We start from the raw sequence: 12,508 nt of genomic DNA, 5'->3' as shown, positions 1-12,508 counted from the left end.
GTGCATGCTCTGCTTTTGTAGGCCGAGTAAGGTGCAGCCGCCACCCGGCACTGTCACATCAAACAACCATACCCAGCAGCAGACACCCAATCAGGCCGCAGACCGAGATGATGGTCTCTAGCATCGACCAGGACTTGATGGTCTCACCGATGGTCAGGTTGAAGTACTCCTTGAACAGCCAGAAGCCCGGATCGTTGACGTGAGAGAAGATCACGCTACCGGAACCGACCGCGATAACCATCAGCTCAGGGCTGACGCCGGTGGTGGCAATCAGTGGCGCCACGATACCGCCCGCAGTGATAGCGGCCACGGTGGCAGAACCCAGCGCGATACGCAGGACTGCGGCGATAGACCAAGCCATCAGGATAGGGGAGATGTTGGTTTCATGCATCATAGAGGCGATGTACTTGTCCACGCCGCTATCCACCAGAACCTGTTTGAACGCACCGCCACCACCGATGATCAGCAGCATCATGGCGATGATTTTGATTGAGGAGCCCAGGGTGTCGTTAATCTGATCCATGGAGCGGCCACGGTTCAGACCAAAGGTGAAAAGCGCAATCAGAACCGCGATCAGCGTCGCCATTACCGGGTCGCCCAGGAACTCAGCCACGCCGAGAACCGGATGGCCTTTCGGCAGCACCATTTCACAGACGGCGCGCATGGCCATCAGCACAACCGGTACCAGAGAGGTCCAGACGCTGACGGCAAAGCTTGGCATCTCGGCTTCAGTAAAGGTTTTCGCGTTGTAGAGCCCTTCCGGGATCGGCTTGTCGATACCTTTCAGGCAACGGGCAAATACCGGGCCTGCCAGGATAACGGTCGGGATCGCAAGGATGGTACCGAACAGCAGGGTTTTACCCATGTCCGCATGGAAAATAGTGGCGATAGCGGTCGGGCCCGGGTGTGGCGGCAGGAAGCCGTGTGTCACTGACAATGCAGCAGCCATCGGCACACCGACATAGAGCAGCGGGATGCTGGCAGAGGCGGCGATGGTGAACACCAGCGGCAGCATCAGCACGAAGCCCACTTCGTAGAACAGCGCGAAACCAACGGTAAAGCCGGTTAAGACCACCGCCCACTGAATGTTGTTTTTGCCGAATTTTGCAATCAGCGTGGTTGCGATGCGTTGTGCGCCACCGCAGTCAGCCAGCATTTTACCGAGCATGGCGCCGAAGCCCATGATCAGCGCGAGGCTACCGAGCGTACCGCCCACGCCAGCTTTAATGGAGCTGATAACTTTTACCAGCGGCATACCCTGCATCAGGCCGACAGCAAGTGCCACCAGAACAAGGGCGATAAAACCGTTCATTTTGAAACGGATCATCAAGAGCAGTAACAGGATTACACCGATAGCGACAATGACTAATGGCATGATTATCTGGCCTTAAAAATTGTTATGGGTAACGTCATTATTTCAACGACATACTAATGTTGCCCCAACTGGGAACGGCTAACTGATGGCACACAGAGAGGCTGCCTTCTAAATCTTTAGTTTAGTCGGTCGGCGTAAAGCTGTTTTAGTGCCCGTGAGAATGATACGGGTAACATGTGTGGCTTGAGAATGACCCCGGTGGTCAAAATGTGAATTCTGAGACGCAGGTCATGTTATGAGGCAAGAGAAAAGGGGATGTGTGTTTGTAGGCCCGGTAAGCGTAGCGCCACCGGGCAAGCAAACGGGCAATCAGTAGTAGGAGTGTTCGCCGCGCTGGTGTTCGGTAAGATCGCGCACGCCTTTCAGCTCCGGGAACTCGTTCAGCAGCTGCTTCTCGATCCCCTCTTTCAGGGTGACGTCGACCATGGAACAGCCGTTACAGCCGCCGCCAAACTGCAGAATCGCCAGACCGTCTTCGGTGATCTCCATCAGGGATACGCGACCACCGTGACCCGCCAGCTGCGGGTTGATCTGGGACTGCAGCAGATACTCAACGCGCTCCATCAGCGGAGCGTCATCGCCCACTTTACGCATTTTGGCGTTTGGCGCTTTCAGCGTTAACTGCGAGCCCAGCTGGTCGGTGACAAAATCAATTTCCGCATCTTCCAGATACGGGGCGCTCAGCTCATCGACATAGGCAGTGAGCTGCTCAAATTTCAGGGCGGTGTCAGTTGCTTCCACAGCATCCGGTGGGCAATAAGAGACGCCGCATTCTGCATTCGGGGTGCCCGGGTTGATCACGAATACGCGGATCTGGGTCCCTTCTTCCTGATTTGCCAGCAGTTTGGCAAAGTGCGCTTGTGCAGCATCGGAAATACGGATCATAGAATTGGCCTAATAGTTGACTAAATTACCTGGGTATAATACGCCCAACCTGAGGGCGCTACAAGGTTCGACACAGACACCATACCTGAACCGACGCCGCGCCGCTTCGCAAAAGCAGGCGGGAGAGCTCCGCGACGGTAGCACCTGTTGTCACGACATCATCCACCAGAGCGATATGGCGTCCTGCCACCGGGAATTCAAGCGCAAAGGCGTGCTGCAGGTTGCGTTTACGCAGTCGCGCGCTGAGCAGATGCTGGGCCGGGGTCGCACGGGTGCGGCGAAGGGCGTCGGGAACATAGCGGCAGTTTAACCAGCGGGCCAGCGGGCGACAGAGCAGGTCACTCTGGTTAAAACCGCGCCGCCAGTGCCGCCGGGACCAGAGCGGCACACTGACTATCATGTCGACACGCGGTAAACCGTGGCTGCGCCTGGCCCGCAACAGCGCCAACAGTAACAGCCTCGCCAGCGGCTGGGCCAGCTGGCTGCGGCGAGAAAATTTTAGCTGATGGACAAGCAGACTTACCGGCGGCCTGTAACCGCACACCGCCACCAGCGCCTGCCACGGCGGCGGTTTACGCAGGCAGCGCCCACAGGGCAGGTGAGGGTGGATGGCCGGCAAGCCGCACCGGGGGCAACGGCTCCCCCGCGGGGCAATTCCCCTTTCACATACGGAACAGACTCCCCAATGGCCGAGGGTCAGCGGCATCCGGCATAGCCAGCACAAGCCGGGCACTGTTAGCATAGACAACCTCCTTGTGAAAAAAGAGAACAGTAATCGATGAACAACCTTTGGTGGCAGACCGTCGGGACAGGAAATTGTCATCTTGTGCTGCTGCACGGATGGGGGCTGAATGCCGAAGTATGGCGTTGCGTCAGTGAGGAACTGGCCTCGCATTTTACGCTGCACCTGGTGGATCTGCCGGGCTTTGGCCGTAGCCGTGATTTTGGCGCGATGACGCTTGAGGAGATGGCGGAGCAGGTGCTGGCTCAGGCCCCGGATCGGGCGATCTGGCTCGGCTGGAGCCTGGGCGGACTGGTGGCGAGCCAGATTGCTCTAACGCACCCGGAGCGGGTGCAGGCCCTGGTCACCGTGGCGTCATCCCCTTGTTTTAGCGCCCAGGGAGAGTGGCCGGGGATCAAACCTGAAGTGCTGGCCGGTTTCCAGCAGCAGCTGAGCAATGATTTCCAGCGGACGGTAGAGCGTTTTCTTGCCCTGCAAACCATGGGCACAGAAACGGCGCGCCAGGATGCCCGCACGCTGAAAACCACGGTGCTGTCATTGCCGATGCCGGAGGTGGAGGTGCTGAATGGCGGGCTGGAGATCCTGAAAACGGCCGATCTGCGCGCGCCGCTGGCGTCGCTTTCGCTGCCGCACCTGCGTATTTATGGCTATCTGGACGGGCTGGTGCCGCGCAAGATCGTGCCGCTGCTGGATGAGCAATGGCCGCAAAGCGAAGCCCTGATCATCGCCAAAGCCGCGCATGCGCCCTTTATCTCTCACTCCGACGAGTTTTGCGCGGCGCTGATGGCCTTAAGTCGCCGTTTAAACTGATTATTTTCTGTTACTGCTGGAAAAAGTGACGTACCGCAACAATACTCAATATATCGTTGCGGTTGTCCCGCCTTCGATAATCAAAATTACAATCATCTTTGGGAGTTATGGCTATGAAACTTGTCACAGGTATTGTTGCTTCTCTGGTTATTGGATCACTCTCTTTTGGCGTTATGGCGGCGGAAGAGATCCAGAAGGACAAAGTTAAAGAGATGAATTTGACGAAAGTTGGCGATATTTCTACGTCTGATACCACCGCGCCAATGGATGCGAGAAAAGAGCTTTCACAGAAAGCGGATGAGCTGGGCGGTAAATACTATGTCGTCACCAGCGCCAATAAAGATTCGAAAGACATCCGCGCGACCGCAGAAGTCTACAAATAATTGCACAAAGCCGGGCAGACTTGCCCGGCTTTATTCACGCTTAACGCAGCGCCCACCACTCCCTGAGGCAGGCTTTTCCTTCAGGACAGCTTTTGCAGCTGCCAGATAAGCAGCCGTCGGCATCTTCCTGAATCCGCTTCGCTTTGCCCATCGCCTCAAGACGTTGCAGCATGGCCTCGATCATCGCCTGCGGGGTATGCAGCATCTGGCTAAGCTGGGTGGCCTCCATTCTTCCCTGTAGCGCCAGTAAATCACGTACTTCAATTAACGATGCCATGCCGCCTCCTAATGACAGTCGCTTACCGGACTTTCACAGCAGGCCGCCGCGGTTTTGCCTTTCGCCAGCAGATTAACGTCCACACGGCTGCGGGCCCGGCGTAACAGCCCGATTACCACCACGTTAAACAGCACCACTGCCAGGATGCATACCAGGCTGTACTGCGGATGCTGATTGAAATTGACCGTCTGGTAGTAGACTGTCGCCAGCGAGTAGGCGATGTTCAGCCCCCACAGCACCGAAAAGCCCATCCAGCCGCGGCTCGATTCGCGGGCGATGGCTCCCATGACCGAGATGCACGGAATGTAGAGTAGAACGAAGATCAGGTAGCTGTAGGCCGCCGAGGCGCTGCCAAACTTCTCACTCATCACGCCCATGGCGCCGCTCGCCATTTCGCCGTCGCCTTTGCTGGCTTCAATCGGGTTCGCCAGAACGCTCAGGCTGAAGGTCTCTTTCAGGCTCTGCCAGGTTTCATCCACGGCGCTGACCAGTTCGTCGCCGAGGTGGAAATCGGCCGGGTTAAATGCGGCTTCCTGAATATTTTCAGCGGTGTAGAGGGTGTTCAGCGTACCCACCACCACCTCTTTCGCCATTGCGCCAGTGAACAGCCCGACGGTAGCCTGCCAGTTGTCCTCGTGTACGCCAATCGGCTTGAACAGCGGGGTGATAACGCGGCTGACGGAGGCCAGGGCGGAGTCGTCAATGTTGTCTACCGCCTTGCCGTTCAGAGAGAAGCTGTTGAACGCGCTGAGGAAGATACTGACCACTACAATCACTTTACCCGCCCGCAGCACAAAGCCCTTCAGCCGCTGCCAGGTCTGGATCAGCAGGCTTTTCAGGTGCGGAACGTGGTAGACCGGCAGCTCCATCACGAACGGGGTCGCCTCACCACGCATGATGGTGTGCTTGAGCATCAGGCCGGTGAGGATCGCCATCACAATGCCCAGCACGTAGAGCGAGAAGACCGCCAGCGCCCCCTCCTGACCGAAGAAGGCGGCGGCAAACACCGCGAAGATCGCCAGCCGTGCGCCGCAGGACATAAACGGCGCCATCATGATGGTCATCAGCCGTTCGCGAGGCGCATCCAGCGTGCGCGCCCCCATTACCGATGGCACGTTGCAGCCGAAGCCGACAATCAGCGGCACGAACGATTTGCCCGGCAGGCCGAGGGCCTGCATCAGACGATCCATCACGAAGGCCGCGCGGGCCATGTAGCCGGAGTCCTCCAGGAAAGAGAGGAACAGATACATCATGCCGATCTGCGGCACCAGCGGCAGGACGGTGTTGATCCCGCCCCCCAGCCCCTGGGCGAGGAAGATAGTCAGCCATTCCGGCAGATGCAGCGTATAGCCCAGCCACTGAATGCCGTGAATAAAGATGGCGACGGAGCCGACGTCAAACAGCGGCTGCAGCGCGCCGCCAATGTTGATGGCCAGCAGGAACATCACGTACATCACCAGCAGGAAGACCGGCAGACCGAGGAAGCGGTTGAGGATCACCGTATCCATCGCCCGGGTAAAGCGGCTCGGCTCGGCGGTGAGGGCATTGCTGACCACGTCGCAAATGGCGGCAATGCTCTGATAGCGGGCATCGGCAATGTGCAGGGCAGGGTCGTCCAGCTCGTCATTCAACCGTGCCAGAGAAGCATCCAGCTGGTGGGCGGCATCACCGGCATAGGCGCGGCTGTAGATATCGCCTTCCAGCATTTGCAGGCCGAGCCAGTGGCGCAGCCTGAACGGCATGCTGTGCGCCATTGCCTTTGCGAGGATCCCGGCTTCACGCAGCAGCGGCTGGGCGTAGTGCACCAGCTCCACCTCAGCGTTACGGCTGTGGCGGTCAATGGCGATCTTCAGGGCGTCGATTCCACGGGCGCGGGTTGAGATCAGCGGCACCACCGGGCAACCCAGACGGGCGGAAAGCGCGTCGACATCGATACGGATCTGCTGTTTCTCCGCAATGTCGAGCATGTTCAGCGCCACCACGCAGGGAATACCCAGCTCCAGCAGTTGCAGCGTCAGGTAGAGGTTTCGCTCGAGGTTCGAGGCGTCCACCACGTTGATCAGCAGGTCGGCGTCGCCGCTTAAAATATAGTGGCAGGCGATCTGCTCATCGAGCGAGGTTTGGGAGGAGATAGTGGTTAACGAGTAGGTGCCGGGCAGATCGACGAGGGTGACCTGATTGTCGATGGTCGTAAACTGACCCTCTTTACGCTCGACCGTGACGCCCGCCCAGTTACCGACGCGCTGACGAGCGCCGGTAAGCTGGTTAAATAACGTTGTCTTGCCGGAATTGGGATTGCCAATTAAGCCAATGGTTAATTTTTTCATTTTTTCAGACTCGCTACGAGAGCTGGCGTTTTATTGAGACAGAGCTTCAACTTCTATTAATGCGAGATCTTTCTTACGCAGAACCAGATTTACCCGTCGGGTTTCGATATGTACCGGATCGCCCAGCGGAGCCACGCGCACAACGTGAAATGCGGAGCCGGGAAGTAGCCCTAAAGAGAGCAGCTTCTGGCGATAGGCCGGGCTGATTTCGCGGGTGAAGCCGGTGATCTTCCACGCGCTGTCTGGAGTAAATTGCATAGTGCCTACTTAACGAGAGGTTAAATAATCAACAGGCACAATGGTAATGAGAATGGTTTCTATCATCAATATTAAATATGTGACGGAATGTGCATGGCGCTATTAATTTGCAGCCAGGTTGACCTTGCTCAATATTTACGGCGGAGGCGGGTGGATTATTTGTTAATAAAGTGCTGATGAGGAGTTTTATATTTGCTGCTTAATGAAAATAAAAATAACAAATAATAAACCCTCTCCCCAAAGAGGAGAGGGCACAACAATTAACGCTTTTTACCCATCGCCGCCGCCAGCGCATCCATCATCGCGCTGTTGCCGGAGGGTTGTGCTTCACGCCCGCGTGGTTTCGCCGCCGGACGCTGCTGACGTGCCTCGCTGTTACCGCCGCCACGACGGGCGTTGGTTTCGCCAGGCTGCTCGTCCAGACGCATGGTGAGGGCGATGCGCTTGCGCTGCAGATCCACCTCCAGCACTTTTACCTTCACGATGTCGCCAGCTTTCACCACGGTATGCGGATCTTCCACGAACTTGTCGGCCAGGGAGGAGATATGCACCAGGCCGTCCTGATGCACGCCGATGTCCACAAACGCGCCAAAGTTGGTGACGTTGGTGACTGCGCCTTCCAGCACCATACCCGGCAGCAGGTCGTTCATCGTCTCGACGCCTTCCGCAAACTGCGCGGTTTTGAACTCCGGACGCGGGTCGCGGCCAGGTTTTTCCAGCTCTTTGATGATGTCGGTCACGGTCGGCACACCGAATTTTTCATCGGTGAAGTCAACGGCTTTCAGGCTACGCAGCTCACTGCTGTTGCCCATCAGCGTCTTCAGCGCCTGCTGGGTAGCGGCCAGAATGCGCTCGACCACCGGGTAGGCTTCCGGGTGAACGGTGGAGGCATCCAGCGGGTTGTCGCCGTGGTTAATACGCAGGAAGCCCGCGCACTGCTCGAACGCTTTTGGCCCCAGACGACTCACCTTCAGCAGCTGCTGGCGGTTCTGGAACTGACCGTTCTCATCACGCCAGGCGACGATATTCTGCGCCATCATACGGGTTAAGCCCGCCACGCGGGTCAGCAGGGGAACGGAGGCGGTGTTAAGGTCAACGCCGACGGCGTTCACGCAGTCTTCCACCACCGCGTCCAGCTTACGCGCCAGCTGGGTCTGGCTGACATCATGCTGGTACTGGCCCACGCCGATAGATTTCGGATCGATCTTCACCAGCTCCGCCAGTGGATCCTGCAGGCGGCGGGCGATAGAGACCGCCCCACGCAGGGAAACATCGAGATCCGGGAACTCCTGTGCCGCCAGCTCGGAGGCCGAGTACACGGATGCCCCCGCTTCGCTGACGATCACTTTCTGCGCTGTCACTTTCGGGAACTGCTTCTGCACGTCCAGATAGAAACGTTCGGTTTCGCGGGAGGCGGTGCCGTTGCCGATCGCCACCAGCTCCACGTTGTACTTCTCGCACAGCGCCGCAACCACCGTCGCCGCTTTTGCCGCCTGACCGGTATGCGGATAAATGGTATCGGTGGCCACCAGCTTGCCGGTGCCATCCACCACGGCGACCTTCACGCCGGTACGCAGACCCGGATCGAGACCCATGGTGGCGCGCAGGCCAGCAGGGGCAGCCATCAGCAGGTCGTGCAGGTTACGGGCAAAGACGTTAATCGCCTCGTCTTCGGCGCGTTCGCGCACGGTGCCCATCAGTTCGGTTTCGAGATGCATCAGCACCTTGATACGCCAGGTCCAGCTTACCACCCCTTTGCGCCAGCTGTCTGCCGGGGCGTTATTCAGGCGCAGACCGAGATGATCGGTGATGATCTGCTCGCCGTAGCTCTCTTTCGGCGGCTCGTCGAACTGCGGGTCGGCGTTCAGGGAGAGCTGCAAAATGCCCTCGTTGCGACCGCGGAACATCGCCAGCGCGCGGTGAGAAGGCACGGTTGAAATCGGTTCATGGTGATCGAAGTAGTCGCGGAATTTCGCCCCTTCCTCCTCTTTGCCGCTGACCACGGTGGAGACGATATGGGCGTTCTTCCACAGGTAATCACGCACTTTTGCCAGCAGGGCAGCATCTTCGGCGAAGCGCTCCATCAGGATGTAGCGTGCGCCATCAAGGGCGGCTTTGGTGTCGGCCACGCCTTTGTCGGCATCGATAAATTTCGCGGCTTCGGTTTCCGGGTCGTGCGAGGGCTCATTCCACAGCAGATCGGCCAGCGGCTCCAGGCCTGCTTCGATGGCAATCTGCCCGCGGGTACGGCGCTTGGGTTTATAGGGAAGATAGAGGTCTTCCAGCTCGGTTTTGCTCAGGGTGCCATTAATGGCTTTTTCCAGATCGCTGGTCAGCTTGCCCTGTTCGCCAATGGATTTCAGAATCGCCTGGCGCCTCTCTTCCAGCTCACGGAGATAGCCAAGGCGGGTCTCCAGGTTACGCAGCTGCGTATCATCCAGACCGCCGGTGACTTCCTTACGATAACGTGCAATAAACGGCACGGTGTTCCCTTCATCAAGCAGGCGAACGGCAGCTTCTACCTGTTCAGCCCTTGCCTGAAGTTCACCCGCAATAATGCGGCAGAGCGAATCTTTCATCATGGCTATTTCATCTTGTGGGTCAAAAATCAGGGGATAGTTATACGGACTGGCACAGCAAAATGCCAGTCGCGGAGGGCGCTCCAGGACTATTTTACGTACTCGATTTCATTTACATACCAGCTGGCTTCTCCCGCCGGGGTCTGGACGATAGCCAGATCGCCTACCTCTTTTTTCAGCAGCGCGCGGGCCATTGGAGAATCGATGGAGATGTAATCCTTACGACCAAAAATTTCATCGTAGCCGACGATACGAAAGCGCTTGAGATCGCCGTCGTCGTTTTCGATCTCCACCCACGCGCCGAAGAAGACTTTGCCCTCCTGCTGCGGGGAATAGTCGACGATTTTCAGGTTCTCGAGGCATTTGGTCAGATAACGCACCCGACGGTCGATTTCACGCAGCCGCTTTTTGTTGTACTGGTAGTCGGCATTCTCACTGCGGTCGCCGAGACTTGCCGCCCAGGTCACTTTTTTCGTCACTTCCGGGCGCTCTTCCCGCCACAGGGTGTCCAGCTCTTTCTTCAGATTTTCATACCCTTCGCGGGTGATCAGGGGCGTTTTCATTCTTTTGCCTTACGACGAGGTTGCTTACCTTGCGCACATTACGTATCACTTATCTTAACAGAGAGGATTAATAATGAGTTATGTGATGGAATGTACATATAAGCTGCTGTTAAATATGCTTTGTAACAATTTCGACTAGAATTTATACCAGAATTAGCTGGTCGTGGACGCGCACTTTTTTAGAATACGCTGTTCAAGATTATCCGAACCTTTGGGAGTACTGACAATGCAAGAGAATTATAAGATTCTGGTGGTGGATGACGACATGCGCCTGCGTGCGCTCCTTGAGCGTTATCTGACCGAGCAGGGCTTCCAGGTTCGTAGCGTGGCTAACGCCGAACAGATGGATCGCCTGCTGACCCGTGAATCCTTCCACCTGATGGTGCTGGATCTGATGCTGCCGGGCGAAGATGGCCTCTCTATCTGCCGTCGCCTGCGCAGCCAAAGCAACCCAATGCCGATCATTATGGTGACGGCGAAAGGGGAAGAGGTTGACCGTATCGTGGGTCTGGAAATTGGCGCCGACGACTACATTCCAAAACCGTTTAACCCGCGTGAGTTGCTGGCGCGTATCCGTGCCGTACTGCGCCGTCAGGCGAACGAACTGCCTGGCGCACCGTCGCAGGAAGAGGCGGTGATCGCCTTCGGTAAGTTCAAGCTGAATCTCGGCACCCGCGAGATGTTCCGCGAAGATGAGCCGATGCCGCTCACCAGCGGTGAGTTCGCGGTCCTGAAAGCGCTGGTCAGCCACCCGCGCGAGCCACTGTCGCGCGATAAGCTGATGAACCTGGCCCGTGGCCGTGAATACTCCGCGATGGAACGTTCCATCGACGTACAGATCTCCCGCCTGCGCCGCATGGTGGAAGAGGATCCGGCGCATCCGCGCTATATCCAGACCGTCTGGGGTCTGGGCTACGTGTTTGTCCCGGACGGCTCTAAAGCATGAGGCGAATGCGTTTTTCGCCGCGAAGCTCGTTTGCCCGCACCCTGTTACTGATCGTCACCCTGCTGTTCGTCAGCCTGGTGACGACCTATCTGGTGGTGCTGAACTTTGCGATCCTACCGAGCCTCCAGCAGTTTAATAAGGTCCTGGCCTACGAAGTGCGTATGCTGATGACCGATAAACTGCAGCTGGAAGATGGCACGCAGCTGGTGGTTCCCCCTGCGTTTCGCCGTGAAATCTACCGTGAGCTGGGGATATCGCTCTACTCTAACGAAGCGGCGGAAGACGCAGGACTGCGTTGGGCACAACACTATGAATTTTTAAGCCAGCAGATGGCGCAGCAGCTGGGCGGCCCAACGGAAGTGCGCGTTGAGGTCAACAAAAGCTCGCCGGTGGTCTGGCTGAAAACCTGGCTCTCACCCAATATCTGGGTGCGCGTACCCCTCACCGAAATCCATCAGGGCGACTTCTCGCCGCTGTTCCGCTACACCCTGGCGATCATGCTGCTGGCGATAGGCGGTGCGTGGCTGTTTATCCGCATTCAGAACCGACCGCTGGTCGACCTGGAGCATGCGGCGCTCCAGGTCGGTAAAGGAATTATTCCTCCTCCGCTGCGTGAATATGGCGCGTCGGAAGTGCGTTCCGTTACCCGCGCGTTCAACCATATGGCGGCGGGGGTGAAACAACTGGCGGATGACCGTACCCTGCTGATGGCTGGCGTCAGTCATGATCTGCGCACCCCGTTAACGCGTATTCGTCTGGCGACCGAAATGATGGGCGAGGAAGATGGCTATCTGGCGGAGTCCATCAACAAGGACATCGAAGAGTGCAACGCCATTATCGAGCAGTTCATCGACTACCTGCGCACCGGGCAGGAGATGCCGATGGAGATGGCAGATCTGAACGCGGTGCTGGGTGAAGTGGTGGCGGCCGAAAGCGGCTACGAGCGTGAGATCGAAACCGATCTGCAGCCGGGCGATATCACCGTGCGGATGCACCCGCTCTCCATTAAGCGCGCCGTGGCGAATATGGTGGTCAATGCCGCCCGGTACGGCAACGGCTGGATCAAGGTCAGCAGCGGCTCCGAGCTGAGTCGCGCCTGGTTCCAGGTGGAAGATGACGGCCCGGGGATCAAACCGGAGCAGCGTAAACACCTGTTCCAGCCGTTTGTGCGCGGCGACAGCGCGCGCAGCACCAGCGGCACCGGTTTAGGTCTGGCGATTGTGCAGCGTATTGTGGATAACCATAACGGTCTGCTGGAGATTGGCACCAGCGAACGGGGTGGGTTGAGTATCCGCGCCTGGCTGCCGGTTCCGTTTCCGCGCGGGCAGGTGAAAGAGAGTTAAAAATGCCGGGTAAGCGAAGC

12 protein-coding genes are annotated in these 12,508 nt (G+C 57.7%); 4 read left to right on the top strand and 8 right to left on the bottom strand.

All coding sequences use genetic code 11. The features are described from left to right. Positions 1-58: 58 nt before the first annotated feature. From gntT to gntX, 3 genes are all read right to left on the bottom strand, one after another. Positions 59-1,375: a gluconate transporter gene (gntT, locus tag GNG26_RS20510; RefSeq protein WP_103824796.1), complete on the bottom strand. Its 1,317-nt coding sequence runs from the start codon at positions 1,373-1,375 to the stop codon at positions 59-61. 309 nt (positions 1,376-1,684) lie between these two features. After that, positions 1,685-2,260: a Fe-S biogenesis protein NfuA gene (gene nfuA, locus GNG26_RS20505; protein WP_103824797.1), complete on the bottom strand. Its 576-nt coding sequence runs from the start codon at positions 2,258-2,260 to the stop codon at positions 1,685-1,687. Positions 2,261-2,318: 58 nt separating this feature from the next. Further along, positions 2,319-3,002 carry a DNA utilization protein GntX gene (gene gntX, locus GNG26_RS20500; RefSeq protein ID WP_156239888.1) on the bottom strand — a complete coding sequence of 228 codons (684 nt, stop codon included), beginning with the start codon at positions 3,000-3,002 and terminating at the stop codon, positions 2,319-2,321. A gap of 36 nt (positions 3,003-3,038) precedes the next feature. On the opposite strand from gntX, the gene bioH reads away from it, so the two are divergent. Both bioH and GNG26_RS20490 read left to right on the top strand, forming a co-directional pair. Further along, on the top strand, positions 3,039-3,812 hold the full coding sequence (gene bioH, locus GNG26_RS20495; protein WP_156239886.1) for a pimeloyl-ACP methyl ester esterase BioH: 774 nt from the start codon (positions 3,039-3,041) through the stop codon (positions 3,810-3,812). A gap of 113 nt (positions 3,813-3,925) precedes the next feature. Continuing rightward, positions 3,926-4,195, top strand: coding sequence for a YdgH/BhsA/McbA-like domain containing protein (locus GNG26_RS20490; RefSeq protein WP_103824800.1), 270 nt, complete (start codon positions 3,926-3,928; stop codon positions 4,193-4,195). Between the two features lie 40 nt (positions 4,196-4,235). Here the strand turns inward: GNG26_RS20490 and feoC are convergent, their stop codons facing one another. The 5 genes from feoC to greB all read right to left on the bottom strand — a co-directional run bounded on the left by feoC (position 4,236) and on the right by greB (position 10,199). Then, entirely contained in the window at positions 4,236-4,472 is a 237-nt protein-coding gene (gene feoC, locus GNG26_RS20485) for a [Fe-S]-dependent transcriptional repressor FeoC (RefSeq protein WP_103824801.1), read from the bottom strand. An 8-nt stretch (positions 4,473-4,480) separates the two neighbouring features. After that, positions 4,481-6,799, bottom strand: coding sequence for a Fe(2+) transporter permease subunit FeoB (gene feoB / locus GNG26_RS20480; RefSeq protein ID WP_156239884.1), 2,319 nt, complete (start codon positions 6,797-6,799; stop codon positions 4,481-4,483). 30 nt (positions 6,800-6,829) lie between these two features. After that, entirely contained in the window at positions 6,830-7,057 is a 228-nt protein-coding gene (gene feoA / locus GNG26_RS20475) for a ferrous iron transporter A (protein WP_103824803.1), read from the bottom strand. Between the two features lie 260 nt (positions 7,058-7,317). After that, on the bottom strand, positions 7,318-9,639 hold the full coding sequence (locus GNG26_RS20470) for a Tex family protein (RefSeq protein ID WP_156239883.1): 2,322 nt from the start codon (positions 9,637-9,639) through the stop codon (positions 7,318-7,320). A gap of 86 nt (positions 9,640-9,725) precedes the next feature. Beyond that, positions 9,726-10,199, bottom strand: a complete 474-nt coding sequence (gene greB, locus GNG26_RS20465) for a transcription elongation factor GreB (protein WP_103177315.1) — start codon at positions 10,197-10,199, stop codon at positions 9,726-9,728. Positions 10,200-10,425: 226 nt separating this feature from the next. On the opposite strand from greB, the gene ompR reads away from it, so the two are divergent. Continuing rightward, positions 10,426-11,145: a two-component system response regulator OmpR gene (ompR, locus tag GNG26_RS20460; RefSeq protein WP_001157751.1), complete on the top strand. Its 720-nt coding sequence runs from the start codon at positions 10,426-10,428 to the stop codon at positions 11,143-11,145. Further along, entirely contained in the window at positions 11,142-12,488 is a 1,347-nt protein-coding gene (gene envZ / locus GNG26_RS20455) for a two-component system sensor histidine kinase EnvZ (RefSeq protein ID WP_103824805.1), read from the top strand. Before ompR ends, envZ begins: the two co-directional genes overlap by 4 nt. Positions 12,489-12,508 lie beyond the last annotated feature (20 nt).

Source organism: Leclercia sp. J807 (genome assembly GCF_009734465.1).
GTDB lineage: Bacteria > Pseudomonadota > Gammaproteobacteria > Enterobacterales > Enterobacteriaceae > Enterobacter.
This window is presented reverse-complemented; position numbering and strand designations above follow the sequence as displayed.